This is a genomic window from Streptomyces sp. NPDC018610, from assembly GCF_044391765.1.
GTDB lineage: Bacteria > Actinomycetota > Actinomycetes > Streptomycetales > Streptomycetaceae > Streptomyces.
This window is the reverse complement of the sequence record NZ_JBISAL010000001.1, coordinates 504,720-531,685: the sequence shown is the minus strand read 5'-3', so window position 1 is coordinate 531,685 and position 26,966 is coordinate 504,720. Positions and strand designations below refer to the sequence as shown.

Below are 26,966 nucleotides of genomic sequence, written 5' to 3'. Positions count from 1 at the left end.
GGCCCCGCCCCCCATGGGGCCTGCCCCGGCCCCCGCGAAGTACGGACCCCCGGCGTCCGCCCCGTGCTCAAGCGTTCTCCCCGGCCCGGTGCCCCGGCGCCGCCGTGTTCCTGGGGGGCACCCCCGGTACCGGGCGGCGCAGTGCCGCCACGAACTTGTAGCGGGAGCCCCGGTACACCGACCGCACCCACTCCACCGGCCGGCCCTCCGCGTCGCGCGAGTGGCGGGACAGCAGCAGCATCGGCAGGCCCACGTCGGTGGCCAGCAGATGGGCCTCGCGGGGCGTTGACAGCGATGTCTCGATGGTCTCGTCGGCCTCGGCGAGGTGGACGCCGTAGACCTTGGCGAGCGCCGTGTAGAGGGAGGGGTGCGTCGTCAGGGAGCGGCGCAGTCCGGGGAAGCGCCGGGCGGACAGGTGCGTCGTCTCGATCGCCATCGGGTCGCCGCTGGCGAGCCGCAGGCGCTCGATGCGCAGGACCCGCTCGCCGATCCCGATGCCGAGCAGCCCCGCGAGTTTCTCGTCGGCGGGGACCTCGCCGATGTCCAGCATCTGCGAGGCGGGCTGGAGGCCCTGGGCGCGCATGTCCTCGGTGTGGGAGGTGAGCCGCAGGGACCGGTACAGCTTGGGCTGGGCGACGAAGGTGCCCTTGCCCTGGATCCGGTCGAGCCGGCCTTCCCCGACCAGCTCCTGGAGGGCCTGCCGGATGGTGGTGCGCGAGGCCCCTAACCGGACGGCGAGCAGTCGTTCGGCGGGCATGGCCGAGCCGGGCTCCAGCGCCTGCGTCATCTCCAGCACCTGCTGTTTGATCCGGTAGTACTTCGGCACGCGCGCGATGCGGCCGGGCGCTCCCCCGTGGTGCTGGGCGCTGCTGACGTCGGTGGCCATGCCTGCCTTCCCGGCTGTGTGGGTGGGCTCCCGTTATAGCGAGCAACTTCCCTATGGTCTAGTCCAACTAGGGAGGCGGCGACTCCGGTTGACCGGTCCGCAAACGGGCGCGGGCACGCTCAGGTGTCTTTCTCATAACGCCCGGGATCAGGCTCCCGAACCACCCTTGACACCTCAAAAGGTCTAGGCCAAGCTCCACCGTACTGGTCTACACCATTAGTGACCAGGTCCCGAGCCCTACGTGAAACAGCGTCGTGCGCGAATCACCGCCGGGGGCGTGGGGGGTTAGTGGCATCCCTGAGGAGGGTGGCGTGAAGCGCAAGCTTGCGGCCGCGATCGTGATCGCTGGCATGATGGTCTCCGTCTCGGCGTGTGGCGGGGGCGACGACGACAAGAGCAAGGACGCGGGACCGGACAGCTGGAAGGGACAGACGCTGACCGTCTGGACCATGGACGGCTCCGTGCCGGAGCAGTGGACCAAGGACGTGCAGGCCGCGTTCGAGAAGAAGACCGGCGCGAAGGTCAAGTTCGAGGTCCAGAAGTGGGACGGCATCCAGCAGAAGGTCACCACCGCCCTCTCCGAGTCCAACCCGCCGGACGTCCTGGAGGTCGGCAACACCCAGACCCCGGCGTACGCGTCCACCGGCGGCCTGGCCGATCTCAGTGACCTGAAGAAGGAGATCGGTTCGGACTGGACCGAGTCGGTCTCCAAGTCCTCCGTCTTCGAGGGCAAGCAGTACGCCGCCCCCTGGTACTTCGCGAACCGCGTCGTCATCTACAACAAGGCGATCTGGGCCAAGGCCGGCATCAAGGACACCCCGAAGACCCGGGACGAGTTCTTCAAGGACCTGGAGACCATCGGCAAGAAGACCGACGCCGAGCCGATCTACCTGCCCGGCCAGAACTGGTACTTCTTCGACGGCCTGATCATCGGCCAGGGCGCCGACCTGGTGAAGAAGGACGGCGACAAGTACGTCTCCAACCTGGCCGACCCCAAGGTCACCGCGGCCATGGAGCTCTACAAGAAGTACGCCTCCTACTCCAAGGCCCCCAAGGACAAGGACGAGGCCACCCCGCAGCAGGCCACGATCTTCGCCAAGGGCAAGACCGGCGCGTTCATCGGCATGGGCTGGGAGGCCGCCACCGCCATCCAGGCCAACAAGGCCATCGAGAAGGACCTCGGCTACTTCACCATCCCCGGCGCCACCGCCGACAAGCCCGAGGGCGTCTTCCTGGGCGGCTCCAACATCGCCGTCGCCCAGAACAGCAAGAAGCAGTCCCTGGCCAAGGAGTTCCTGAAGGTCGCCCTGTCCGACCAGTTCGAGGGCGAGCTGGCCAAGCTCAACGGCGTCATCCCGAACAAGGAGTCGCTGGAGACCAACCTCAAGGGCAACGGCGCCGCCGAGGCCGCCGCGCCCGGCGCCGCCGCCGGCGGCACCACCCCGCTCATCCCCGAGTGGGCCGCGGTCGAGAACACCCCGAACCCGATCAAGGCGTACATGACCGCCGTGCTGAACGGCAAGGCCCCGGCCGACGCCGCCAAGGACGTCGAGTCCGACATCAACAAGCGCCTGGCCCAGAAGGACTGATGACCGTGCCGGGGGCGCCCCGAAAGGCGCCCCCGGTTCCCTGTGTCATTCGTACGGCCACGGAGTTCGCACACGGAGTTCGTACGGCCACGGAAGAGATGGCAACTCATGTCAGTGCAGACCGAAGGCACGGACACGGCCGGGGAGCCCGCTGTCCGCAAGGCCGGGCCGCCGGCGCCCCCGCGGGGTGAGACCCGCGCATCGAAGACCCCGGCCGGCCGCCGCCCCGCCGCCCCCTACCTCCTCCTGCTGCCCGCGCTGCTGGCCACCGTGGTCCTGCTGGGCTGGCCGCTGGTGAAGAACGGCATCCTGTCGTTCCAGAACCTCAACCCGCGGCAGCTCATCCAGCACATCACCGAGTGGAACGGCGTCGACAACTACAAGGAGATCCTGTCCGGTTCGGACTTCTGGCACGTCGTCGAACGCTCGGTGGTCTTCACCGCGGTCAACGTCGTCCTCATCATGACGGCAGGCACCCTGATCGGCCTGCTGCTCGCCCGCCTCGGCAAGAAGATGCGGCTGCTGCTCATGCTGGGCCTCGTGCTCGCCTGGGCCATGCCCGTCATCGCGGCCACCACCGTGTACCAGTGGCTGTTCGCCCAGCGCTTCGGCGTCGTCAACTGGGTCCTGGACAAGCTCGGCTGGCACTCCATGGCCGACTACAACTGGTTCGGCGGCCAGTTCTCCACCTTCTTCGTGGTCATCGTGCTGATCGTGTGGCAGTCCGTCCCGTTCGTGGCGATCAACCTCTACGCCGCCACCACCACGATCCCCAAGGAGCTCTACGAGGCCGCGTCGCTGGACGGCGCCGGCGCCTGGAAGGGCTTCACCTCCGTGACCCTGCCCTTCCTGCGGCCGTTCCTGTACGCCACGACCTTCCTCGAGGTCATCTGGGTGTTCAAGTCGTTCGCGCAGATCTTCGCGCTCAACGAGGGCGGCCCCGACCACCTCACCGAGACCCTGCCGATCTACGCCTACGTCGAGGGCGTCGGCAACCAGCACTTCGGCATGGGCGCGGCGATCTCCTTCCTGACCATCCTGGTGCTGCTCGCCATCACCTCGTACTACCTGCGCATGGTGCTCAAGCAAGAGGAGGACGAGCTGTGAAGCGCTCCGCCTTCGGCCGTCTCTGGCCCAACGCGACCGCCGTCATCCTCTTCGTCGGCTTCGCGTTCCCCGTCTACTGGATGTTCGCCACGGCCTTCAAGCCGACCGGCGACATCATCACCGAGGACCCGGTGTGGTTCCCGTACCACGCCACCGTCGAGCACTTCAAGAAGGCCGTCCACGCCGACCACTTCTGGACCCTGGTCGCCAACTCGGTGATCGTGACGGTCAGTTCGGTGCTGATCTCGCTCGTCATCGCGCTCTTCGCGGCCTTCGCCCTGGCCCGGATGCGGTTCAAGGGCCGGCGCGGGCTCATCGTGACCTTCATGCTGGCGCAGATGGCCCCCTGGGAGGTCATGATCATCGCCATCTACATGCTGGTCCGCGACAACGACATGCTCAACAGCCTGGTCCCGCTCACCGCCTTCTACGCGATGATGGTGCTGCCCCTGACGATCCTGACGCTGCGCGGCTACGTCGCCGCCGTGCCCAAGGAGCTGGAGGAGTCGGCGATGGTCGACGGCTGCACCCGCCTCCAGGCCTTCGTCAAGGTGATCTTCCCGCTGCTCGCGCCGGGCCTGATGGCCACCTCGCTGTTCGGCTTCATCACCGCCTGGAACGAGTTCCCGCTCGTCCTGATCCTCAACAAGGACATCGAGAAGCAGACCCTGCCGCTGTGGCTGTCGCAGTTCCAGACCGCCTTCGGCGACGACTGGGGCGCCACGATGGCCGCCTCGTCCCTGTTCGCGCTGCCCATCCTGATCCTCTTCATCTTCCTGCAACGCAAGGCCGTCAGCGGCCTGACCGACGGCGCCGTGAAGGGATGACCCCGCCGATGACCACACTCGCCACCGGCCCCGACACCCTCACCCGGGACGCGCTCGCGGTGCTCCAGCCGGGCTTCGACGGCACCACCGCCCCGGACTGGGTGCGCCGTCGCCTCGGCGAGGGACTCGCCTCCGTGGCCCTGTTCGGCCGCAACGTCGTCACCGAGGAGCAGGTCACCGCCCTCACCGCCGAGCTGCGCGCCGAGCGGGAGGACCTGCTGGTCGCCATCGACGAGGAGAGCGGTGACGTCACCCGGCTGGACGTGCGCACCGGATCCTCCTTCCCCGGCAACCACGCCCTCGGCGCCGTCGACGACCCCGCCCTGACCAGGGGCGTCGCCCGCGAGCTGGGCCGGCGTCTGGCCGCCTGCGGCGTCAACTTCGACTGGGCGCCCTCAGCCGACGTCAACGCCGACCCGGACAACCCCGTCATCGGCGTGCGCTCCTTCGGCGCCGCCACCGACCTGGTGGCCCGGCACACCGCCGCCTGGGTCGAGGGCCTGCAGTCCACCGGCGTCGCCGCCTGCACCAAGCACTTCCCCGGCCACGGCGACACCAACGTCGACTCCCACCACGCCGTCCCGCGCATCGACGTGGACGCGGACACCCTCTACGAGCGCGAGCTGCCCCCCTTCCGGGCGGCCATCGCGGCCGGCACCCGGGCCGTGATGAGCGCGCACATCCTCGTGCCCGCCCTGGACGCCGAGCGCCCAGGTACCCTCTCCAGCCGGATCCTCACCGGCCTGCTGCGCGAGGAACTCGGCTACCAGGGTCTGATCGTCACCGACGGCATGGAGATGCGCGCCATCTCCGGCACCTACGGCCTGGAGCACGGCGTGGTCCTCGCCATCGCGGCCGGCGCGGACGCGATCTGCGTCGGCGGCGGCCTGTGCGACGAGGCCACCGTGCTGAACCTGCGGGACGCGCTGGTGGCCGCCGTGCGCTCCGGTGAGCTGCCGGAGGAGCGGCTGCACGACGCGGCCGCCCGGGTGCGCGAACTGGCCCGGTGGACGGCCCAGGCCCGCGGCGGCGCGGCGAGCACCGAGCCCGAGCCGGAGATCGGCCTGATCGCGGCCCGCCGCGCCCTGCGGGTGACCCGGGCCCAGGCCGGCGCGCCGGTCACCGGGCCGCTCTTCGTGGCCCAGTTCAACCCGCAGGCCAACATCGCCGTCGGCGACGAGACCCCGTGGGGGGTGGCCGCCGAGCTGTCGCGGCTGCTGCCCGGCAGCGCCGCGGGCTCCTTCAGCGGCGCCGACGCGGGAGCCGACGCCCTGGCCGCGGCGGACGGCCGCCGGATCGTCGCCGTGGTCCGCGACGAGCACCGGCACACGTGGATGGGGGCGGCGCTGGACGCGCTGCTCGCCGCCCGCCCGGACACCGTCGTGATCGAGATGGGCGTGCCGCAGGCCCCGCCGCGCGGCGCGCTGCACATCGCCACGCACGGCGCCGCCCGGGTGTGCGGGGTGGCGGCGGCGGAGGCCGTCGTCGCCGGCTGACCCGCCCGGTCCGAAACGGCCGGCGACCGCTGCCCGAACGGGCACGGCGCCGGCCGTTCGCATGTCCCCCGGGGCGGGACAACCGGCAGTTGGGCGGCACTTGAGGCGGTACCGGCCGGTAGGCGTTGACTTCCGAAATTGGTCTAGTCCAGCTTGGGAGGTGCACCTCAGCTCGATCACCACGGAGTGATTGCATGCACGAGTCCACCCCCTATCTCCACCGAGCGGCCTCCGCGCGCCCCTACTTCAGCGCGGACGGCGAGACCTACCTCACCCAGACCCCCCTGCGCGACCTGAGCAAGACCCGGTCCCTGCGGGTGCTGTCCGAGGAGGACTTCGCCTTCTGGCAGACCTACGGCTACGTCGTCGTCCGCGAGGCCATCACTCCCGGCGAGGCCAAGGAACTGCTCGACTTCGCCTGGGACTTCCAGGGCCTGGACCCCGACCGCCCCGAGACCTGGTACGAGGAGCCCGAGTTCCGCTCCGAACTCGACCGGCACCTGTTCATCTACGGCTTCGTCGAGGCGTACCACCACCAGCTGCTGTGGAACAGCCGCCAGACCCGGCGCGTCTACGACGCCTTCGTCGACGTCTGGGACTGCGAGGAGCTGTGGGTCACCCTGGACCGGCTCAACCTCAACCCGCCCAATGTGCGCACCCGTTCGCGCTCCCTGATCGAACCCACCGACGAGGGCTTCGACATCGAGCTGCACTGGGACGTCGACAGCACCCTCACCGTGCTGCCGCAGCGCGTCCAGGGCATCATCGCCCTCAACGACACCCAGCCCGAACTGGGCGGCTTCCAGTGCGACCCGGAGCTGTTCCGGCGGTTCGAGCAGTGGCGCCTGGCCCAGCCGGCCGGCCGTGACCCGATCAGGCCGGCGGTCGACCGCGCCGAGTACCCCGTCGTCCGGCCCGACCTCCAGGCCGGCGACCTGCTGATCTTCAACGGGATGCTGGCGCACGGCGTCGCGCCCAACCTCTCCGCGGGCGGCGTCCGCGCCTGCCAGTACCTGTCGATGATGCCCGCGCTGGAGGAGCACACCGCCCTGCGCGCCTCCCGCGTCGAGTCCTGGCGCACCCTGTCCACCCCCGACTGGAACGGCACGCTGCTCGGCGACGCCCGCCGCCCCGAAGCCCTGCGCTACGGCACCGCCGAACTGGACGGCCTGGGCCGCAAGCTGCTCGGCCTCGACTCCTGGACCACCGGGGAAGAGGCGCGGTGAACCGGATCTGCCTGTGCCTGCCCACCGACCGGGCCTGCTCCGCCACCCTCACCGCGATCCACCGCGAGGCCGCCTACGCCGCCGGCCGCTTCGGCGTCGCCGTCGACCTGCTGGTCCTCGACTCCTGCGACGAGAGCGTCCGGGCCGAGCACGCCCGGGTCCTGGCCGCGCTGCCGCCCGCGCACCGGGTGAGCGTGCACCACCTCGGCGAGGAACCGCAGCGCGCCTTCCTGCGCCGGGTGATCGAACGGGCCCGGGTGCCCGAACCGGACCGGATGCTCGACCTGATGCTCCCGTCCGGCGTCTCCTACGGCGCCTGCACCAACCGGGCCTTCCTGCTGGCCGCCGCGCTCGGCTGCCGCTCGGTGCACCGCCGGGACTCCGACAGCGCCTACCAGCTCCACGACGGCGAACCGGTCTTCCCCGTCCACCACGAACTGCCCTGGCTGGGCCGCCCGGCCGCCGAGGCGTCGGCCGGCGTCACCCGCACCGATCTCGCCCCGGCCCTCGCCGGGCGGCCCGTCTCCCTGGTCGGCGCCTCCTTCATCGGCGAGCTCTCCGTCGACATAGCGGAGATACGACGACTGGACGAGGCCGTCTACCACGACGTGGTCGGCCTGTGGGCGCCCGCCGACTGGCCCAAGGAGCGCAAGCGGGAGCTGGTCGAGGAGTCCTTCACCGGAGCGGGCACCGCCCCCTTCACCGGCGACCGCTCCACGCTGACCCTCGTCGACCCGATGCGGGTGGACATGTGCAACGTCGCCTTCGACCGCGACGTCTACGAGCGGTTCCCGCTCTCCCCGGCCACCGACACCATCGGCAGCGACTACTTCCTCCTCCACCTGGTCCACGACGCCACCCTTCCCGGCATCCTGCACAACCGGCACATCGAGAACTTCCACACCCCCGAACGCCGTACCGACGCCGGCTTCCACGCCTACCAGAGGCGGTTCGTGAAGTTCCTGCTGTCGATGCTCCACCTCAACCACGTCTACGACCGCCTCGCCGCCGAGGGCCCCGCCCTCCTCGACGAGCGGCAGCACCTGCGGACCGGCCGGGTCGCGCAGCTGCTGCGCGAGAGCGCCCGGCTGGACCGCGCCGAGAACATCTGGCGACTGGACCGGTGCGACACCGCCTACCGCAAACTCGGCGGCCGCTACGAGGAGTTCGCCCAACGCCTTCAGCCGCGGCGGGAGCGACTGCTCGCGGAGGCCGAACGCGACGTCGAGGACCACGCCCGCCTCGTGGACGCCTGGCCGGCCCTCGTCGACGCCGCCCGGCACACCGCACCCGGACACACGCCGATGGCCGCGCCCGCACACGGGGGCGGATGACCGTGGAGACCAGCCCCCGGCTGACCGCCGCACTCGCCGCCGCCCCGACCGACCGCGTCGTCTACGACCTGACCGGCATCGGGGAGCAGTACGACCGCTTGGTGGCCGAACTGCCCGGCGTCCGCGTCCGCTTCGCCCTGAAGGCCTGCCCCGTCGACGAGGTGCTGAGCCACCTCGCCGGCCGGGGCGCCGGCTTCGACGCGGCGAGCCCCGCCGAGATCGCCCAGGCCCTCGCCGCCGGCGCGGACGCCGGCCGGATCCACTACGGCAACACCGTCAAGTCCGACGCGGACATCGCCGAGGCCCACCGGCTCGGCATCCGCACCTACGCCACCGACAGTCTCCAGGACGTGGCGGCGATCGCCGCACACGCCCCCGGCGCCCGGGTGTTCTGCCGCCTCGCCACCACCGGCGAGGGCGCCCTGTGGGGCCTGAACCGCAAGTTCGGCTGCTCCGTGGACGACGCCGTGCGGGTGCTGACCGCCGCCCGCACGGCCGGCCTGACACCGGCGGGCCTGTCCGTGCACGTCGGCTCCCAGCAGATGACCGGCGAGGGCTGGCAGCAGGCCCTCGACCTGATCGCCGAGACGCTGGTGCGGCTCGGCCGGCTCGGGATCGCGCCCGACCACGTCAACCTCGGCGGCGGCCTGCCCGCGCTCGGCTACCTCGACCGCCGCGGCGACCCCCTCGACCCGCCCCTGGACAAGATCCTCACCGTGATCCGCGAGGGCGTGGACCACCTGCGCACCCTCACCGCGGGCCCGCTCGGCCTCGTCATGGAACCCGGCCGCCACCTCGTCGCCGACCACGGCGCCGTCCGCGCCCACGTCTACCGGCTCACCCGGCGACGGCAGCCGGACGGCCGGGAGGCGCACTGGCTGTACCTGAGCTGCGGCAAGTTCAACGGCCTGTACGAGATGGACCAGGTCATCCACCGCATGCTCTTCCCGGGCCACCCCGCGCCCGACGGCCCCGACGACCCCGCGTACGTCCCCGCCGTCGTCGCCGGACCCACCTGCGACAGCGACGACGCCTACGGCGGCGGCACCCACCCCGTGCGCGTCCCACGCGGCCTCGCCTCCGGCGACCCGGTCTGGATCCTGTCCGCCGGCGCCTACGCGGCCGGCTACACCACCCAGGGGTTCAACGGCATCCGCCCCCTGCCGCAGACCTGCGCACCCGGCCCCGGCGGCGACCCCGCCCCGCCCGCGCCCCCGACCCCCGCCCCGGCACCCGAAGAACGGCACTGACATGGCACACCACACGCGCGTCCGGGGCATCGGCGAGGCCGACTGGCCCGCCGTGGCCGCCCTGGAGGCCGAGGCGTACGCCGACCTCTCCCTCGCCGAGGGCGAGGCGCTGCTGCGGTCCCGGGCCCACGCCTCGGCCGGCACCTGCTTCGTCCTCGACCTCGACGGCCGTATCGCCGGCTACGTCCTCGCCCTGCCCTACCCCGAACTCCGCTGCCCCGACCTGACCCGCCCCGAACAGGCGGTCCACCACTCGTCCAACCTCCACCTGCACGACCTCGTCATCACCCGGCCGCTGCGTCGCAAGGGCCTCGGCGGCCGGCTGGCGGGCCATCTCACCGACGTCGCCCGGCGGCACGGCTTTTGGACCATGTCGCTCGTCGCGGTCGGCGACAAGGAGCCCTTCTGGCGCTCCCACGGCTACCGGGCCCGCCACGAGGTCGCCCTGCCCGCCGGATACGGCGCCGACGCCGTCTACATGACGGCACGGGTCGCCGCCCACCGCTCCCACGAAAGGCGGCCCGCATGCTGACCGGCCCCCCGGACCCGGCCGGGTTCCGCCGCGCCAAATGGGCGATCGCCGCCCTGTTCTGCTTCCTCGGCTTCCAGTACGCCACCTGGATCTCCCGGCTGCCCGCGCTCAAGGCCAGACTGGACCTCGGCACCGGCGAGGTGGGCCTGCTGCTGATGGCCTGCGGCGCGGGCGCGGCGGCCTCCTTCCCGCTGGTCGCCGTCCTGACGCGCCGGCTCGGCTCCCGCCGCCTCTCCCTCGTCTCCGCCCTGTGCCTGGTGGCACTCCTCGCGGCCATGGCGGCGGCGCCGAACTACCCCCTCGCCCTGCTCGCCGTCTGCGGCGACGGCGTCGCCGTGGGCTGTCTGAACGTCGCCATGAACGCGCAGGGCGCCGCCCTGGAGACGGCGTACGGGCGCACCGCCATGTCCCAGCTGCACGCCACCTTCAGCGCCGGATCCCTCGCCGCCGCGCTCCTGGCCTCCGGCATCACCGCGCTCACCCAGTCCGTCGGGGCCCACTTCGCGGTGGCCGCCGTCCTGCTGCTCCTGCTGCTCGGCTGCGCGCGCCCGGGCCTGCTCGCCCACGAGGAACCCGGTGCCGCCGCCGACCCGGACGCCCCGAAGAAGCGGACGCGCCGGGCCGTGCCGTCCGGCGTCACCCTGCTGATGGGCTGCGCCATGGCGTTCGGCACCATCACCGAGGGCGCCATGAACGACTGGTCGACGCTCTACATGAAGGACATCGTCAAGACCTCCTCGACCGTCGCCCCGCTGGGCATCGCGGTCGTCTCCGTCATGATGCTGCTGGCCCGGCTGCGCGCCGACCGCTGGCGCGACCGGTGGGGCGACGGGCCGGTGGTGCGCGTCGGCAGCGCCGTGGCCGGCGTCGGCCTGGCCCTCGCCCTGGCGGCCGGCCATCTGGTGCCCACCCTGCTCGGCTTCGCCTGCGTCGGACTGGGCGCGGCGGCCGTGACCCCGTGCGTGTACGTCGCCGCCGCCGAACGCGGTTCCGACGCGCTGGCCCTGGTCGCCGCGATGGGCACGACGGGCCTGCTGGGCGGCCCGGCCCTGATCGGCTTCGTCGCGGGCCTCGGCGGCCTGCCCGTCGGCATGGGCATGGTCGCGGCCTCGGCCCTGATCGTCACCCTCACGGCCGTCTGGATCCCGTGGCCCGCCCGCGGACCGGCTCCCGCCGCCGCACCGGCCGGCCGGGAGGGGGAGGCGGTGGCGGAGGGGGCCCACTGAAGGCCCGCTGAGGGCTCCTCGAGACTCGAAGGGGCCGGGCGGCGGGAGCGGCGCCGGGACCGGACCCGCGCCCTCGGGCCAGGTCTGCGCCTGACCCGCCGGGCTCGGATCTGACCCGCCGGGCACAGACCTGAACGGCGGGCCCGCACCCGGCCCTCCGGGTACGGATCCGGGCCGCCGGGCTCAGTCCAGGTCCTGGGCGGGGCCCGGCGGGCGGCCCGCGGCCAGGGAGCGTTCCCTGACCCTCGTCAGGTGCCGGGTGAAGGCCCCGCGGGCGTCGGGGGTGAGCGTGCGCAGGGCGACCAGGGCCGTGATGGCCACGTCGCACAGCTCGGCCTCGACGTCCGCCCAGGTGTGGGTCACGCCCTTGCGCGGGTTGCGCCCGGTGGCGCCGATCACGGCCTGCGCGGCCTCGCCGACCTCCTCGGACAGCTTCAGCACGCGCAGCAGCAGGACCTGGTGGTCGTCCGCGTCCGTACGGTGGCCGTCCAGCCAGCCCCACAGGTCGTCGACGTGGGCCCACAGGTCGGCGGCCGGCGTCGGCGGGGCGGCGGGCGTCGCCGGACCGGCGGGGGAGTCCTGATCGCTCATGGGGCGCAGCCTCCCACGGCCGCGCCCGGCTGCGAACAGACATTCCCGGGTCGGGCTACTCCTCGAACAGGGTTTCCTGCCGGCCCTCCTTCTGCCGGCGCAGGTGCCGCACCCGCGCCCCGAGGACGACCGCGGTGGCCGCGGCCGTCGTCGCGAACGCCGCCGGGACCATCCAGCCGCGGTTGACCGTGTGGCCGAGGGCGTGGTCCAGGGAGAGGCGGCCGGGGCCCGTGACCGAGAGACCCGCGGCGGTCAGGCCCAGGGAGGCGGCGTACTCGTATCCGCCGCCCTGGGCGAAGAAGCCGTTGGGCGCGTGCACCGCCGCCGCTCCCGCCATCGCGCCGGCCGCCGCCGCGCCCGCCGCGGGCGTCGCCAGACCGAGGGCCAGCAGCAGCCCGCCGCCCGCCTCCGCCAGCCCCGCCGCCGTCGCGCTCGCCTTCCCCGGCCGGTAGCCGACGGACTCCATGAACCGGCCGGTGCCCTCCAGGCCGGCCCCGCCGAACCAGCCCAGCAGCTTCTGCGCGCCGTGTGCGGCCAGCACCCCGCCGGTCCCCAGCCGGAGCAGCAGCAGGCCCAGGTCACGTCGGTCGTAACAGGTCACGGTGGACTCCCCAGCACATCGGAACGTCGAAACCTCAAGGACACCCTTCGCGCTTCCACCGTCGCACCGCCCACACCCGAGCGGCCCGCCCGGAGCGCCGTTCGGGTGGCGGGGCCCCGGGGCGGGTGTGACTCTGCGGACATGACGATTCAGACCGCCAAACTCAGCGACCCGGCCGTCCGCGCCTTCGTCACCGCCGTCAACGCCCATGACCGCGAGGGCTTCATGCGGCTCCTCGCTCCCGGCGCCACCATGGCGGACGACGGCTCGGACCGCGACCTGGCCGAGTGGATCGAGGCGGAGATCTTCGCCACGCACGGCCGCCTGGAGGTCGACAACGAGTCAAGGGGCGGCCTCGCCCTCGTCGCCCGCCACCGCAACGACACCTGGGGCGAGATGCGCACCCGCTGGCTCTTCACCGTCGCCGAGGACGGCCGCATCGCCCGCTTCGAGACCGGGCAGGCGTAGGGCCTCCCGCTCGGATCACGCCGGGCTCGCGGGCCCGGACCGGCGAGCCGGGCGGCTCCGTGTCCTTTATATGAACTGTGTACCGAAAGAGCCGTGAACGCGCCTTCCGCGCCGTCCCGTTCCCTCCTTTTGATGATCTTTTGATCAGCCTTTGGAGGCCCGTCGTGCATCGGCGGGGACTCGCTCTGTACGGTCCCGGAGTGCGCGATTCCACTCGGTCTGCCCGGTCCGCGATGTCCCCCCGCCCGTCCCGCCGCTCCCTGCTCGCCCTGACCGCCGCCCCGCTGGCGGCGACGGCCGCCACCGCGGCCGCCGGCGCCCCGGCCGCCGCCGACGCCCGAGCCGTCGGCGCCACCGCGGTCGGCGGCGCGCGGCTGGCCCGCCCCGGCGTGCAGGTGAGCGCCGCGACAGCCCTGCCCCGCGGACTCACCGCCCGTGCCTGGCTGCTCGCCGACTGGGAGAGCGGGGAGGTGCTCGCCGCCTACCGCGCGCACCAGCGCCTGGCCCCCGCCTCCACGCTGAAGATGCTGTTCGCGGACACGGTGCTGGGCAGGTTCGCGCGCACCGACCGGCACACGGTCACGGAAGCGGACCTGGCCGACATCCCCGACGGCTCCAGCCTCGTCGGCATCCAGGCCGGAACCACCTACACCGTCGAGCAGTTGTGGCAGGGCGTGTTCTTGCGCTCGGGCAACGACGCGGTGCACGTGCTCGCCGCCATGAACGGCGGCATCCCGAAGACGGTCGCCGAGATGCAGGCCAGGGCGGCGGACCTCCAGGCCTTGGACACCCACGTGGTCAGCCCGGACGGCTACGACCACCCCGGCCAGCTGTCCTCGGCCTACGACCTGACCCTGTTCGCCCGGCACGGGCTGAAGAACGCCGACTTCCGCGGCTACTGCGCCACCCGCACCGCCGACTTCCCGGCCGGCGGCCGCAAGACCTTCCAGATCCAGAACACCGACCGCCTGCTGACCGGGTCATGGGGCCTGAAGACGTACGACGGCATGATCGGCGTGAAGAACGGCTACACCACGCACGCCGGAAACACCTTCGCCGGGGCCGCCGTTCGCGGCGGCCGCACCCTGCTCGTCACCGTGATGCACCCCGCGGCCGGCAACAACGCCGTCTACGAGGAGACCGCGGCCCTGCTCGACTGGGGCTTCGCGCAGGGCCGCGGCGCGGCACGGGCGGTGGGGTCCCTGGTCGAGCCGCTGAGCGAGGGCGGCGCCAGGGCGGGCGGGCCGTCCGGACAGCGGGCCGCCGGCGCGGCGGGAGGCACCGGCGGCGGGGCGTCCGGCGCGACGGCGGCCGAGGGGCCCTCCACCTGGCGGCTGCTGGAGGGCGGCGGCCTCACGGCGGCGCTGCTGGCCGGCGGGGCGTGGGCACTGCGCCGCCGTCTGCGGACGCGGCCGGCCGCGGCAGCGGCGGGGAGCGGCCCGCGCCGCCCCGGCGACGCCGGCCTTCCCGACGACCCCGGCCGCTCCGGCGACCCTGTCCGCTCCGGCGACGCTGTCCGCCCCGGCACCGGCCCCGACGCCGACTCCCGGGGCCGTCACCGCCGTTGACCCGAACGGGCCCCGGCCGTCCCACCCCGCCCGCGCCCCCGCACGGGGCCGTCGCCGCTCAGCCCCGTCCCACGTACGGCATCGCGGTCGCCAGTACCGTCGCGAACTGCACGTTCGCCTCCAGCGGCAGCTCCGCCATGTGCCGTACCGTGCGGGCCACGTCGGCGACGTCCATCACCGGCTCCGGGACCACCTGCCCGTTGGCCTGGAGGGCGCCCGTCTCCATCCGGGCCGTCATGTCGGTGGCCGCGTTGCCGATGTCGATCTGCCCGACCGCGATCCGGTACGGCCGTCCGTCCAGCGACAGCGCCTTGGTCAGGCCGGTCAGCGCGTGCTTGGTGGCGGTGTAGGGCGCGGAGTGCGGCCGGGGCGTGTGCGCCGAGATGGAGCCGTTGTTGATGATCCGGCCGCCCTGCGGGTCCTGCTCCTTCATCCGCCGGTACGCGGCCTGGGCGCACAGGAACGCCCCGTTGAGGTTGGTGTCCACCACGTGCTTCCACGCGTCGTAGGACAGCTCCTCCACCGGCACTCCGCCGGGCCCGAAGGTGCCCGCGTTGTTGAACAGCAGGTCCACCCGGCCGAACCGGTCCACGACGGCGGCGAAGAGCGCCGCCACGTCCTCCTCCCGGGCCACGTCCGCGCGTACGGCGAGCGAGGGCGTTCCGGGGACGAGCGCCGCCGTCTCCTGGAGGGGCTCCACGCGCCGGCCCGCCAGCGCCACCGACCAGCCGCCCCGCAGCAGTTCGGCGGCGACCGCCCGCCCGATGCCGGAACCGGCGCCCGTCACCACGGCGATCCGCCCGGCCTCGTCCTTGCCGCCGGCCCGTCCCGCTCCGGCGTTGTTCACGGTGTCCATGGCTGTGCAGCGTACGGCGTGACCGGGCGCGGCATCATGCGGAACTCATCCGTCCGCCATGGGATCGCCATGTCCTTGCCAAGCGTGGGTCGTCCCGGCCCGCTGCAATGCCCTTGCACCGCGCACCCACCGCAAGGGGAGGACCCGGATGACGCCCGCGAACCGCCAGCCCTCGCACGCGCCCGAACTGCGCGCCGCCGCCCGCTCGCTGGGCCGCCGCCGCTTCCTGACCGGCACCGGCGCCGCCGCCGCGCTCGCCTTCTCCGTGAACCTCCCGGCGGCCGGCGCGGCGAGCGCCGCCGGACTGGACACGGCCCGGATCACCGCCGACCCGTTCACCCTCGGTGTCGCCTCCGGCGACCCGCTGCCCGACTCCGTCCTGCTGTGGACCCGCCTCGCGCCCACCCCGTACCAGGCCGACGGCGGACTGCCGGCCCGGCGCGTCGCCGTCGACTGGGAACTCGCCCTCGACGCACGCTTCCGGCGCGTCGTCAGACGCGGAACGGCGACCGCCCACCCGGAGTTCCAGCACACCGTGCACGTCGAGGTCGGCCATCTCGCGCCCGGCCGCGTCTACCACTACCGCTTCCGCGCCGGCCGCCACACCAGCCCGGCCGGCCGCACCCGCACCGCGCCCGCCCCCGGCAGCCGGCCCGCCGGCCTGGCCCTCGGTCTCGTCTCCTGCCAGCGCTACGACGAGGGCCACTACACCGCCTACAAACACCTGGCCCAGGACGACGTGGACGTCGTCTTCCACCTCGGCGACTACCTCTACGAATACGCGGTGAACTCCGCCGGCGGCTCCCGCGGCCTGCCGAAGGGCACGCTCCCCGACCTGTTCGCCCACGAGACGGTGACCCTGGAGGACTACCGCCTGCGCTACGCCCTCTACAAGACCGACCCCGACCTGCGGGCCGCGCACGCCGCGCACCCCTTCGTCGTCACCTGGGACGACCACGAGACCGAGAACAACTACGCCGACGACGTCTCCGAGACCGACGGCCCCCGCGAGGAGTTCCTGCTGCGCCGGGCCGCCGCCTACCGCGCCTACTGGGAGAACATGCCGCTGCGCAGCCCCCAGCTGCCGCACGGTCCCGACCTCCGGCTCTACCGCCGCCTGCACTGGGGCCGGCTGGCGCAGTTCGACGTCCTCGACACCCGCCAGTACCGCTCCGACCAGGCCTACGGCGACGGCTGGCAGTACGGCGGCCCCGAGTCCGAGGACCCGAGGCGCACCCTGACCGGCGACGCCCAGGAGCGCTGGCTGATCGACGGCTGGCGCCGCTCGGACGCGCTGTGGAACGTGGTGCCCCAGCAGGTCACCTTCTCCCAGCGGTACAACTCCACCACCCTGCCGTCCAAGCTCTCCATGGACTCCTGGGACGGCTACCCGGCCTCCCGCGACCGGGTGCTGGCCGGCGCGCGGGCCGCCGGCGTGGAGAACCTGATGGTGCTCACCGGCGACGTGCACGTGCACTACGGCTTCGACATCAAGCGCGACTTCTCCGACCCCGACTCACGGACCGTGGGCACGGAGATCGTCACCTCGTCCATCACCAGCGGCGGCGACGGCTCGGCGAAGCCGTCCAACTGGAACACCCTCATGACCGCCAACCCGCACCTGAGGTTCTTCAACGGGCTGCGCGGCTACGCCACGGTCTCCCTGGGCCGCGAGCTGGCGCGCGCCGACTTCAAGACGGTCTCCCGCGTGAGTACGCAGGGCGCGCCGCTCACGACCGCCGCCTCCTTCGTGACGGAGGCGGGGGAGCCGGGGCTCAAGCCGGCGTGACCGCCGCGGCGCCCTCCCGGGAGCCGGTCCCGTCCGCGGTCACGCCGTCGGGGCCGGCCTCGCCCGGGTAGCGCACGCCGATCCGCTCCCGGATCGAGTCCAGCGTCCGCATCACCGCGAGGGTGCCCTCCAGCGGCACCACCGGCGACTCGGTCTCCCCCGCGCGCAGCGCCCGCATCACCTCCAGCGCCTCGTGCCGCATGCTGGTGCGCGGCCCGTCCGCCGGGTCGGCCGTGAACTCCTCGGGGTCGCGGCCGTCCCGGTGCAGCACGAAGCGGTCGGGGTGGAAGAAGCCCGACGGCACGTCGATCCGGCCCGCGGAGCCGGTGACCGAGGCGCCGGTGGCCGTGCCGCCGGTGATGGAGCAGTGCAGCTGGGCCAGCGCGCCGCCCTCCCAGGACAGCAGCGCGCCGGTCTGCAGGTCCACGCCCTCCGGCGAGAGCACCGCCCGCGCCGTCACGTCGGCCGGCTCGCCGAGCAGCAGCTGCGCGAACGACACCGGGTAGACGCCGAGGTCGAGCAGCGCGCCGCCGCCCAGGTGCGGGTCGCGCAGCCGGTGGGCGGGCGGGAAGGGCCCGGCCAGTCCGAAGTCGGCCTGTACGGTGCGCACTTCGCCGACGGCGCCGTCGTCGACCAGCGCCTTCAGCCGCCGTACCAGCGGATTGCAGTACATCCACATGGCCTCCATCAGGAAGCGGCCGTGCTCGCGGGCGAGGGCGACCAGTTCGGCGGCCTCGCGCAGGTTCAGGGTGAACGGCTTCTCGCACAGCACGTTCCGCCCGGCCTCAAGGCACAGTCCGGCGGCGGCCCGGTGGGCGACGTGCGGGGTGGCGACGTAGACGACATCGATGTCCTCGTCGTGCGCCAGCTCGTCCCAGGAGCCGTACGCCCGCGGGATGCCGAACCGCTCCGCGAACGCCTTCGCGGGCTCGGCCCGGCGCGAGCCGACCGCCACGACCTCCGCGTCCGGCAGATCCACCAGGTCCGCCGCGAACGCGGCGGCGATGCCGCCGGTCGCGAGAATCCCCCAGCGCACCTTGTCTTCCGTCATACCGGACATCCCCGGACCCCACCCTCGCTCATGCGTTCCTCGGCACGGTGTACGAGCTGAGAGCATAGGTGGCGGATCATGCGGAGAGGGAGGGACACATGTCCGAGGGCGGGGCGGCAGGACCGCACGTACCGCGCACGGCGACCGGGGCGGCGACGGGACCGGCGCCGTCCGCGACGACCGGACCGGCCGCTCCGGCGGCCGGGGGACCTGTCGCACCGGCGGTCACGGGACCGGCGGAGCCGGACACCACCGGCCCCGCCGCGCACGGGCACACCCCGCCGTCCCCGGCCGCCGCCCGCCGCGCCGGCCTCCTGGTGACCCTGATCCTCGGCGGCCTGACCGCCACGCCCCCGCTGGCGATGGACATGTACCTGCCCTCCCTGCCGGAGGTCACCCGCTCCCTGCACGCCCCCGCCGCGACCGTGCAGCTCACGCTCACCGCCTGCCTGGCCGGCATGGCGCTCGGACAGCTGGTGGTCGGCCCGATGAGCGACCGCTGGGGACGCCGCCGTCCGCTGCTGGCCGGCCTCGCGGTCTACGTCCTGGCCACCGCCCTGTGCGCGCTCGCCCCGAACGTCGAGATCCTGGTCGCCCTCCGGCTGGCACAGGGCCTGGCCGGCGCGGCCGGGATCGTCATCGCCCGCGCGGTGGTCCGTGACCTGTACGACGGCGTCGCCATGGCCCGGTTCTTCTCCACGCTCATGCTGATCTCCGGGGTCGCCCCGATCGTCGCGCCCCTGATCGGCGGCCAGATCCTGCGGGTGACCGACTGGCGGGGCGTGTTCGTCGTCCTCACGGTGGTCGGCGCGCTGCTCGGCGCGGTGGTGTGGACGAGACTCCCCGAGACCCTGCCGCCCGCGGACCGGCACGACGGGGGAGCGGGCCAGGCCCTCGGCGGGATGCGGCGGCTGCTCGCCGACCGCGTCTTCACCGGCTACATGATCGCCGGCGGCTTCGCCTTCGCCTCCCTCTTCGCCTACATATCCGCCTCGCCGTTCGTGATCCAGGAGATCTACGGCGCCTCCCCGCAGACCTTCAGCCTGCTGTTCGGGCTCAACTCGGTCGGACTGGTCGTCGTCGGCCAGATCAACGGCAAGGTGCTGGTCGGCCGGGTCCGGCTGGACCGGGTGCTGGCCGTCGGTCTCGTCGTGGTCATCCTCGCGGCGACCGCGCTGCTGCTGATGGCCACCGGTGTCTTCGGCGCGGTGGGCCTCGCGCCGGTCGCCGCCGCCCTGTTCGTGCTGATGTCGGCGATGGGCGTCACCATGCCCAACACCCAGGCCCTCGCCCTGATGCGCACCGAGCGCAACGCCGGCGCCGCCTCCGCGCTGCTCGGCACCACGTCCTTCCTCGTCGGAGCGGTGGCCTCCCCGCTGGTCGGCGTCGCAGGCGAGCACACCGCCGTCCCCATGGCCGTCGTCCAACTGGCGGCCGCACTGGCCGCGCTGGCCTGCTTCGTGGGAATGTGCCGTCCCGGGAACGCGTCCACGGGCGCGGTGGGCGGGGGCACCCCCCGCCCGGCCGACGCCGAGAGCTTGGGGGAAGAGAGCTGAGCGCACCGAGACTGCGCCGGGACACACCGGAGCGAGCCGGACTCGACCCCGCCGGACTGCGCCGCCTCGTGCGCGAGGTGCGCGCGCTCACCGTCGGGGAGCCGCCCTGGGCGCCGGGCGCCGTGGTGGTCGCCGGCCGGGGCCCGGTGATCGCCGTCGCCGAGGCGGCGGGCTGGGCCGTACGCTACGGCTCCTACGACCCCGTCACCGACCGGGGTGTCGAACTCCCGCCCGAGGCATGGGTGCCGATGACTCTCGACACCCCCTTCGACCTGGCCTCCCTCACCAAGCTGTTCACGGCGGTGGCCGTGGTGCAGCAGATCGAGCGGGGCACGCTGGGCATCGACGCGCGGGTGGGGGCGTACCTGCCGGAGTTCCACGCCGCCGCCGAACACCACATCACCGTCCGGCAGTTGCTCACCCACACCTCCGGGCTGCGCCCCGAACTCCCGCTGTACGACTGCCCCGACGCCGCCGCCCGCCTGGCGATGCTGCGCGCGGAGGCCCCGACCGCACCGCCCGGCACCTACGTCTACTCCGACCTGAACCCCCTCCTCCTCCAGCACCTCCTCGAACGCATCACGGACCGCCCCCTGGACGTCCTGATCCACGAGGGGATCACCCGCCCCCTCGGCATGACCGCGACACGCTTCGGGCCCTGCCCCGACGCGGCGGCCACCGAGGACCAGCGGCGGCCGTGGGCCAAGGCGGACCGGGGCATGCTGCGCGGCGAGGTGCACGACGAGAACGCGTGGGCGCTGGGCGGGGTGGCCGGACACGCCGGCCTGTTCGCCACGGCGACCGACCTCGCCGTCTTCTGCCGCACCCTGCTGGCCGGCGGCTCCTACGGCCCCGCCCGCATCCTCGGCCCCGACTTCGTCGACCTGCTGCTGACCCCGCCGGGCCTCGGCTTCGCCGTGGACCAGCCCTGGTTCATGGGCGAGCTGGCGGGCCGGGGCGCGGCCGGCCACACCGGCTTCACCGGCACCTCCCTGGTCCTGGACCCCGCCACGGACACCTTCCTGATCCTCCTCACCAACAAGGTCCACCCCCACCGCCACCCCCCGACCAACAAACCCAGAGCGACAGCGGCCACCCGCCTCCACAGAGCAGTCCGAAGCACCCCGTAGGGGCGCGGGGCTGTTTTGATCTGCGGCTTCGCCGCGGAGGCGCGCTCGGCACCTCCGGTGCCCTTTGAGGGGCGCGGGGCTGCCTTGATCTGCGGCTCCGCCGCGGGGGCGCGCTCAGCCCCCACCCGACCCGCGCCCGACCGACGACCGACCCCAGGGGGTCCGGGGCGCAGCCCCGGGGGGAAGGGGCGGCGGGGGCGAGACCAATACCCCACCACCCCCCAGAGCTGTCCGCCACCACCCCCAGAGTTGTCCCCGCACCACCCCCCAGAGCTGCCCCCACCACCCACAGAGCTGTCCCCGCACCACCCCCCGAGCTGAGACAATCACCCGGTGAACGAGCTCGCCCCCCCGTCGGAGACCCTCCGCACCGCACTGGACGCCCTGCTGGACGGCCTCCCCCCGAAGCAGGCCGCCGCAGCCGTGGAGCGACTCATCGAGAACTACCGCGGCACCACCCCCACCGACGCCCCCATCCTCCGCAACGAGGCCGACGCGGCCGCCTACGCGGCCTACCGCATGCCCGCCACTTTCGAGGCGGTCCACTCCGCCCTCACCGCCCTCGCGGACGCCGTCCCCGAATGGGCCCCCGGCAGCCACACCGACGTCGGCGGCGGAACGGGCGCCGCCACCTGGGCCGTCACCGCCACCTGGCCGGCCTCCCGCCCGGTCACCGTGCTCGACTGGGCCGAACCCGCCCTCGCCCTCGGGCGCAGGATCGCCGCCGCCCACCCCGACCTGCGCGACACCCGCTGGCAGCGCGCCCGGATCGGCACGGCGCTCACCCTCGACGCCACCGACCTCGTCACCGTCTCCTACGTCCTCGGCGAGCTGACCACCGCCGACCGCACCGCCGTGGTCGACGCGGCCGCGGCCGCCGCGCAGGCCGTCGTGGTCGTCGAGCCGGGCACACCCGACGGCTACGCCCGGGTCATCGAGGCCCGCGACCGCCTGGTCCAGGCCGGTTTCCGCATCGCCGCGCCCTGCCCGCACAGCGCCGCCTGCCCCATCGTGCCCGGCACCGACTGGTGCCACTTCTCGGCCCGGGTCAGCCGTTCCTCCCTGCACCGGCAGGTCAAGGGCGGCTCACTGGCCTACGAGGACGAGAAGTTCGCCTACGTCGCCGCCGCCCGGTTCCCCGTCGCCCCCGCGGCCTCCCGCGTCGTACGGCGCCCGCAGATCCGCAAGGGGCAGGTGCTGCTGGACCTGTGCGAGCCCGCCGAGCGGCCGGAGGACTCCGGGCGCCCCGGTGAGCCGGAGCGGCTGCGCCGCAGCACCGTCACCAAGCGCCACGGCGACCTGTACAAGGCGGCCCGCGACGCGGCCTGGGGCGATTCCTGGCCCCCGGAAGCCCCGTAGTCCCGGCCCCACCCCGACGCACCGGCCCCGGGGCTCGCCCGACGCCCACGGCCCCGGGCCCGCCGGCCAGGCCCCGGCACCCGGCCCAGCCCCGGGGCCCACCGGTCCGCCGGCCGCCCGGCCCCGACACGCCCCCCGAACAGCTCACCCCCGCAGCTCCAGCGAGCAGCACTTCACGCTGCCCCCGGCCCGGTGCAGCTCGCTCACGTCCACGCCGACCGGTTCGAAGCCGCGCTCGCGCAGCGGTCCGTACAGTCCGGCCGCGGCCTGCGGGAGCACCACGTGCAGACCGTCGGAGACGGCGTTCAGGCCGAAGGCGAGCGCGTCCTCCTCGGTCGCCACCAGCGCGTCGGGGAACAGCCGCCGCAGCACCTCCCGGCTGCCGGGGGAGAAGGCGGGCGGGTAGTACGCCACCTCGCCCGCCTCGTCGTCCAGCACGGCCAGCGCCAGGTCCAGGTGGTAGAAGCGGGGGTCGGTCAGCTCCAGACCGACCACCGGGCGGCCGAAGAACTCCTGCGCCTCGCCGTGCGCCAGCGGATTGGTCCGGAAACCCCGGCCGGCCAGCAGGCACGGGGCGGTGACGGCGAGGTCGCCCTCGCCCTCGTTGATGTGGACGGGCACGTGCAGATGCCCGAAGCCGTGCTCCGCGAACCACTCCAGGTGCGCCTCGGCCTCCGGCTCCCGCTCCACGTGGGCGAACCGCGCGCCGAACACCCGTCCGTCGGCCACCGCCGCGCCGTTCGCGGTGAACACCATGTCCGGCAGCCCCGGGACCGGGGCCAGCTCCTCGACGGTGTGGCCGAGGGAGCGGTACACCTCGCGCAGCTGCTCCCACTGGGCCAGGGCCAGCGGCACGTCGACCGGCTTGGCCGGGTCCATCCACGGGTTGATGGAGTACCGCACGGCGAAGTGGGCGGGCGGGCACATCAGATAGCGCCGGGGTGTGGCGCGGCGGGGACGGGCCAAGGCGGGCTCCTCGGATGGCCGCAGGGCTGCTTGGTGCCCATGGTGCGCCGCCCGCGCCCGGAGCGCGCGGGCCGGACGGCCCCCTTCGCCCGCGTGAGTGGCGTTCGACGGCGCACCCCCCGCCCCACGGCGAGACGCCCCGTCTCACCCGCCTGCTACCGTCGGCCCATGGTCGACAAGCCCGCCCCCGACGCCACCCGCCGCAGCGAGAGGTCCCGCCGAGCGATCTACGCCGCCGCCCTCGACCTCGTCGCCGAGGCCGGTTACCCGAAGACCACCATCGAGGGCATCGCCGCCCGCGCCGGAGTCGGCAAGCAGACGATCTACCGCTGGTGGCCGTCGAAGGCGGACGTGCTCCTGGAGGCGTTCCTCGACCTCGGCGAGGAGGCCGCCCGGGAGGCCGGGCAGCAGCCCTACGAGATCCCCGACACCGGCGACCTCGCCGCCGACCTCAAGGCCGTCCTGCGCCTCACCGTGGACCAGCTGTTCGACCCGCGCTTCGAGGCGCCCTCCCGCGCGCTGGCCGCCGAGGGCCTGGTGAACGAGGAGGTCGGCCGCCGGTTCGTCGCCCACCTGCTCGAACCGCAGCTCCAGCTCTACGTCGAGCGGCTGCGCGCCGCCCAGGACGAGGGGGCCGTACGGCCCGACGTGGACCCGCGCATCGCCCTGGAACTCTTCGTCTCCCCGCTCGCCCAGCGCTGGCTCCAGTACACCGGACCGATCACCTACGACTACACGGACACACTCGTCGACTACGCGCTGCACGGGATCGCCCCCCGCTGAGCCCCGCCGTGCGCCCTTTGCCTCCCCTCCTGCTTCCCGCCGCCCCCACCCCGGCCGCGGGCGCCGTCCACCGAAGGCGCAGGATGGTGGGACCATGGAGCATGCTGTCCACACCAGCGAGGCGAGGGGATAGATGAGCGCGGAGTTCGGCGGCCGCACCGGCCGGCAGGGCAAACTCTCCCAGTGGCTGCGCGGACGCCGCCCGAAGGAGACGGCCGGCGACGGCGGCCGTCAGACCCTGCTGCTCGCCGCCGCCGCCGCGGGGCTGCCGCTGGCGCCCGCCGCGTACCCGGGGACCGGCTACGGCTGTTCCTGCGACCGCGTCGGCTGTCCCACGCCCGCCCGGCACCCGGTGTCCTTCGCCTGGCAGACCCAGTCCACGACCGACCGGTCGCAGATCGAGCGCTGGGCCCGGCACCAGCCGCAGGCCAACTTCATCACCGCCACCGGCATGGTCCACGACGTCCTCGACGTGCCCCTCGAAGCCGGCCGGGAGGCGATGGAGCGGCTCCTCGCCGCCGGGATCGACGTCGGCCCGGTCGCCGAGAGCGACGACGGGCGGATGCTGTTCTTCACCTCCACCCGCGGCACCCCCGAGGACGAGGACGAGTGGTGGCCGTGCGAGCTGGACTGCCACCCGGAGACCATGGACGAGCACCCGGGACTGCGCTGGCACTGCCGAGGCTCCTACGTCCTCGTGCCGCCGGCCCGGCTGCCCGGCGACGACGGCCGCGCGGTGCGCTGGCTGCGCGGCCCGGAGCATCCGCTGCCCGACCCGCTCAGCCTGCTGGAGGTCCTGACCGACGCCTGCGCCCGCCACGTCGGCGAGGAGCCCGGCCACGTCGGCTCGGCCTGGCCCATGCGCCACTGACCCGCACGACACCCGCCGCACGCCCGCCCGGCCGCGCCCGAGGCGAGGCGCACCGTACCGGTCGCGGCCCTCAGCCGCCCTGCGCCCCGGTCAGCCCCTGCACGCGCCCCAGCAGCGTGACCTTCCCCCCGTCCGCGCCCCGCGCGGGATCGAGGGCGACCTCGCCCGCGACGAACTCCATCGTCAGCGACTGCTTGATCTCGCCCTTGGTCAGCGCCCGCACACTCTGGTTCGGCGCGGGCACCGACGCCCCCGCCGCGGCCGTCTGCTTCTGGTAGTGGTGCGTGGTGAAGAACACCAGGGCCCCGCCGTCCGTGGTGCGCAGCGCCAGCGGCGCGTACGCCCCGTCCGTCAGCGGCTCGTCGATGTACTGCGTGGCCAGACCGGGCCGCACGGAGTCCTTGGCGCGCAGCTCGCGCCAGCCGCTGGTGTAGGTCCCCGGGGCGAAGGAGCCGCCGCCGTCCTTCAGGTACGTGGCGTAGTCCTGGCTCAGCTCCGCCGGCGGCGCGGTCAGCCCGGCGGAGTCGGCGGGCACCGCCTCGGCCCAGCCGTCCGCGTCCGTACGGAACTTCGGCATGGCGGAGGGAGCCACCAGCGTCAGATAGGCGGCCCGCCACTTCGCGCTCAGGCCCTCACGGGTGAACACCAGCAGCCAGCGCGCGTCGCCGCCCTTGTTGGCCTCGGCGTCGGCGACGAACCAGCGTGGCCAGCCCGCCTTCTCGGGGATCGTGAACCTGGCGTCGGTCAGCTTCAGCGGCGTGTGCGCGGAGTTCCCGCCCGGGCTGTTGGCGTGGCCGGCCTTCAGCCGTGCCGCGTCGATGGCGCCGAGCGCCCCGGTGACGTACGCCGCGTCCAGCGAACTGTCGTACGCCTTGTCGGCCCTGTTGTACGCGTCGGTGAACCGCTGGAGCGCCTCGGCGGCCTCGGCGCGGGTGGTGGCCGGAAGCACCTCCCGCTCCCCGTGCACCACCACGCAACCGCTCGCCGTCAGCGACAGCACGCCCACCGCGGCCGCCGCCAGCACCTTCCGCTCAAGCCTGCGAAGCCTCCGAGGGCCGCGGACCCTGCTCATCAGCTACCGTCACCTTCCCCTTCCCGGAGGCGAACCCTACCGGGGCGAAGAAGAGCGTGAGCGCCGGGACCAGGTACAGCAGCCACACCGTGACCTGGAGGACGGTCGGGTCGGGCTGGAAGTTGAACACGCCCTTCAGCAGCGTGCCGTACCAGCTGTCCGGCTCGATGGTGCCGCTGATGTCGAACGCCAGGTGCGTCAGGCCCGGCACCAGGTCGGCCTCCTGGAGGTCGTGCACGCCGTACGCCAGCACGCCCGCGGCGACCACGACCAGCATGGCGCCGGTCCAGGTGAAGAACTTGGCGAGGTTGATCCGCACGGCCCCCCGGTAGAACAGCCAGCCCAGCAGGACCGCGGTGGCCAGGCCCAGGGCGACGCCGACCAGCGGGCGCGGGGTGCCGTCGGAGGCGGCGTGCACCGACGCCCACACGAACAGCGCGGTCTCCAGGCCCTCCCGGCCCACCGCCAGGAACGCGGTCGCCACCAGCGCGCCGGTGCCCATCGCCAGCGCCTGGTCCAGCTTGCCGTGCAGCTCCGCCTTCAGATGCCGGGCGGTGCGCCGCATCCAGAAGACCATCCAGGTCACCAGGCACACCGCGACGATGGACAGCGAACCGCCCAGCCCCTCCTGCGCCTGGAACGTCATCTCCTGCGAGCCGAACTCCAGCACGCAGCCGAAGCCCATCGCCAGCAGGACCGCGATGGCGATGCCCGTCCAGATCGGCCTCAGGGCGTCCCTGCGGCCGGTCTTGACCAGGTAGGCGATCAGGATGCACACGACGAGGCTGGCCTCCAGCCCCTCGCGCAGACCGATCAGATAGTTGGAGAACAC

25 protein-coding genes are annotated in these 26,966 nt (G+C 73.6%); 17 read left to right on the top strand and 8 right to left on the bottom strand.

Annotated elements, in window-relative coordinates; genetic code table 11:
- Positions 1-67: 67 nt before the first annotated feature.
- Positions 68-886: a GntR family transcriptional regulator gene (locus ACH5A8_RS02375; protein ID WP_398997058.1), complete on the bottom strand. Its 819-nt coding sequence runs from the start codon at positions 884-886 to the stop codon at positions 68-70.
- A gap of 311 nt (positions 887-1,197) precedes the next feature.
- On the opposite strand from ACH5A8_RS02375, the gene ACH5A8_RS02370 reads away from it, so the two are divergent.
- The 9 genes from ACH5A8_RS02370 to ACH5A8_RS02330 all read left to right on the top strand — a co-directional run bounded on the left by ACH5A8_RS02370 (position 1,198) and on the right by ACH5A8_RS02330 (position 11,473).
- Positions 1,198-2,475 (top strand): extracellular solute-binding protein, encoded by a 1,278-nt coding sequence (locus tag ACH5A8_RS02370; RefSeq protein ID WP_398997056.1) that lies wholly within the window; start codon positions 1,198-1,200, stop codon positions 2,473-2,475.
- A gap of 108 nt (positions 2,476-2,583) precedes the next feature.
- Positions 2,584-3,582, top strand: a complete 999-nt coding sequence (locus ACH5A8_RS02365; RefSeq protein ID WP_398997054.1) for a carbohydrate ABC transporter permease — start codon at positions 2,584-2,586, stop codon at positions 3,580-3,582.
- Positions 3,579-4,409, top strand: coding sequence for a carbohydrate ABC transporter permease (locus ACH5A8_RS02360; RefSeq protein ID WP_398997052.1), 831 nt, complete (start codon positions 3,579-3,581; stop codon positions 4,407-4,409). The genes ACH5A8_RS02365 and ACH5A8_RS02360 overlap by 4 nt, the downstream gene beginning before the upstream one ends.
- An 8-nt stretch (positions 4,410-4,417) precedes the next feature.
- A complete protein-coding gene (locus ACH5A8_RS02355) occupies positions 4,418-5,905 on the top strand; it encodes a glycoside hydrolase family 3 protein (RefSeq protein ID WP_398997050.1) in 1,488 nt (495 codons plus the stop codon).
- 194 nt (positions 5,906-6,099) lie between these two features.
- On the top strand, positions 6,100-7,131 hold the full coding sequence (locus ACH5A8_RS02350) for a phytanoyl-CoA dioxygenase family protein (protein ID WP_398997048.1): 1,032 nt from the start codon (positions 6,100-6,102) through the stop codon (positions 7,129-7,131).
- Positions 7,128-8,465 carry a DUF6271 family protein gene (locus ACH5A8_RS02345; RefSeq protein WP_398997046.1) on the top strand — a complete coding sequence of 446 codons (1,338 nt, stop codon included), beginning with the start codon at positions 7,128-7,130 and terminating at the stop codon, positions 8,463-8,465. The genes ACH5A8_RS02350 and ACH5A8_RS02345 overlap by 4 nt, the downstream gene beginning before the upstream one ends.
- The gene (locus ACH5A8_RS02340) at positions 8,462-9,715 is read left to right on the top strand and encodes a type III PLP-dependent enzyme (RefSeq protein ID WP_398997044.1); all 1,254 of its coding nucleotides are present in this window, start codon (positions 8,462-8,464) and stop codon (positions 9,713-9,715) included. Before ACH5A8_RS02345 ends, ACH5A8_RS02340 begins: the two co-directional genes overlap by 4 nt.
- A 1-nt stretch (position 9,716) precedes the next feature.
- Entirely contained in the window at positions 9,717-10,247 is a 531-nt protein-coding gene (locus ACH5A8_RS02335) for a GNAT family N-acetyltransferase (RefSeq protein WP_398997042.1), read from the top strand.
- A complete protein-coding gene (locus ACH5A8_RS02330) occupies positions 10,172-11,473 on the top strand; it encodes an MFS transporter (RefSeq protein WP_398998226.1) in 1,302 nt (433 codons plus the stop codon). The genes ACH5A8_RS02335 and ACH5A8_RS02330 overlap by 76 nt, the downstream gene beginning before the upstream one ends.
- A gap of 183 nt (positions 11,474-11,656) precedes the next feature.
- Here ACH5A8_RS02330 and ACH5A8_RS02325 read toward each other — a convergent pair whose 3' ends face one another.
- Positions 11,657-12,064: a MazG-like family protein gene (locus ACH5A8_RS02325; protein ID WP_398997040.1), complete on the bottom strand. Its 408-nt coding sequence runs from the start codon at positions 12,062-12,064 to the stop codon at positions 11,657-11,659.
- Positions 12,065-12,119: 55 nt separating this feature from the next.
- Positions 12,120-12,665, bottom strand: coding sequence for a DoxX family protein (locus ACH5A8_RS02320; RefSeq protein WP_398997038.1), 546 nt, complete (start codon positions 12,663-12,665; stop codon positions 12,120-12,122).
- 141 nt (positions 12,666-12,806) lie between these two features.
- On the opposite strand from ACH5A8_RS02320, the gene ACH5A8_RS02315 reads away from it, so the two are divergent.
- Together ACH5A8_RS02315 and ACH5A8_RS02310 are read left to right on the top strand one after the other, a co-directional pair.
- Positions 12,807-13,133 carry a nuclear transport factor 2 family protein gene (locus ACH5A8_RS02315; protein ID WP_398997036.1) on the top strand — a complete coding sequence of 109 codons (327 nt, stop codon included), beginning with the start codon at positions 12,807-12,809 and terminating at the stop codon, positions 13,131-13,133.
- Positions 13,134-13,366: 233 nt separating this feature from the next.
- Positions 13,367-14,701, top strand: a complete 1,335-nt coding sequence (locus tag ACH5A8_RS02310; protein ID WP_398998224.1) for a D-alanyl-D-alanine carboxypeptidase family protein — start codon at positions 13,367-13,369, stop codon at positions 14,699-14,701.
- Between the two features lie 58 nt (positions 14,702-14,759).
- On the opposite strand, the gene ACH5A8_RS02305 is transcribed toward ACH5A8_RS02310, so the two are convergent.
- Positions 14,760-15,557, bottom strand: a complete 798-nt coding sequence (locus tag ACH5A8_RS02305; protein WP_398997035.1) for an SDR family oxidoreductase — start codon at positions 15,555-15,557, stop codon at positions 14,760-14,762.
- 148 nt (positions 15,558-15,705) lie between these two features.
- Between ACH5A8_RS02305 and ACH5A8_RS02300 the strand changes: the two genes are divergently transcribed.
- On the top strand, positions 15,706-17,346 hold the full coding sequence (locus ACH5A8_RS02300) for an alkaline phosphatase D family protein (RefSeq protein ID WP_398997033.1): 1,641 nt from the start codon (positions 15,706-15,708) through the stop codon (positions 17,344-17,346).
- Here the strand turns inward: ACH5A8_RS02300 and ACH5A8_RS02295 are convergent.
- On the bottom strand, positions 17,333-18,397 hold the full coding sequence (locus ACH5A8_RS02295; RefSeq protein ID WP_398997031.1) for a Gfo/Idh/MocA family protein: 1,065 nt from the start codon (positions 18,395-18,397) through the stop codon (positions 17,333-17,335). The two genes, ACH5A8_RS02300 and ACH5A8_RS02295, sit on opposite strands and share 14 nt — an antisense overlap.
- Before the next feature lie 98 nt (positions 18,398-18,495).
- On the opposite strand from ACH5A8_RS02295, the gene ACH5A8_RS02290 reads away from it, so the two are divergent.
- The 3 genes from ACH5A8_RS02290 (at position 18,496) to ACH5A8_RS02280 (ending at position 22,442) form a co-directional block, all read left to right on the top strand.
- Positions 18,496-19,953, top strand: a complete 1,458-nt coding sequence (locus ACH5A8_RS02290) for a multidrug effflux MFS transporter (RefSeq protein WP_398997029.1) — start codon at positions 18,496-18,498, stop codon at positions 19,951-19,953.
- Positions 19,950-21,083 carry a serine hydrolase domain-containing protein gene (locus ACH5A8_RS02285; RefSeq protein WP_398998222.1) on the top strand — a complete coding sequence of 378 codons (1,134 nt, stop codon included), beginning with the start codon at positions 19,950-19,952 and terminating at the stop codon, positions 21,081-21,083. The genes ACH5A8_RS02290 and ACH5A8_RS02285 overlap by 4 nt, the downstream gene beginning before the upstream one ends.
- A 333-nt stretch (positions 21,084-21,416) precedes the next feature.
- Positions 21,417-22,442: a small ribosomal subunit Rsm22 family protein gene (locus ACH5A8_RS02280; RefSeq protein WP_398997027.1), complete on the top strand. Its 1,026-nt coding sequence runs from the start codon at positions 21,417-21,419 to the stop codon at positions 22,440-22,442.
- A gap of 144 nt (positions 22,443-22,586) precedes the next feature.
- Here the strand turns inward: ACH5A8_RS02280 and ddaH are convergent, their stop codons facing one another.
- A complete protein-coding gene (gene ddaH, locus ACH5A8_RS02275; RefSeq protein ID WP_398998220.1) occupies positions 22,587-23,369 on the bottom strand; it encodes a dimethylargininase in 783 nt (260 codons plus the stop codon).
- Positions 23,370-23,576: 207 nt separating this feature from the next.
- On the opposite strand from ddaH, the gene ACH5A8_RS02270 reads away from it, so the two are divergent.
- Both ACH5A8_RS02270 and ACH5A8_RS02265 read left to right on the top strand, forming a co-directional pair.
- Positions 23,577-24,191 (top strand): TetR/AcrR family transcriptional regulator, encoded by a 615-nt coding sequence (locus ACH5A8_RS02270; protein ID WP_398997025.1) that lies wholly within the window; start codon positions 23,577-23,579, stop codon positions 24,189-24,191.
- Between the two features lie 133 nt (positions 24,192-24,324).
- Positions 24,325-25,062, top strand: coding sequence for a bifunctional DNA primase/polymerase (locus ACH5A8_RS02265; protein WP_398997023.1), 738 nt, complete (start codon positions 24,325-24,327; stop codon positions 25,060-25,062).
- 70 nt (positions 25,063-25,132) lie between these two features.
- On the opposite strand, the gene ACH5A8_RS02260 is transcribed toward ACH5A8_RS02265, so the two are convergent.
- Both ACH5A8_RS02260 and efeU read right to left on the bottom strand, forming a co-directional pair.
- On the bottom strand, positions 25,133-26,134 hold the full coding sequence (locus ACH5A8_RS02260; RefSeq protein WP_398997021.1) for a hypothetical protein: 1,002 nt from the start codon (positions 26,132-26,134) through the stop codon (positions 25,133-25,135).
- Complete coding sequence (efeU, locus tag ACH5A8_RS02255) at positions 26,094-26,966, bottom strand: iron uptake transporter permease EfeU (protein ID WP_398997019.1); 873 nt, start codon at positions 26,964-26,966, stop codon at positions 26,094-26,096. The genes ACH5A8_RS02260 and efeU overlap by 41 nt, the downstream gene beginning before the upstream one ends.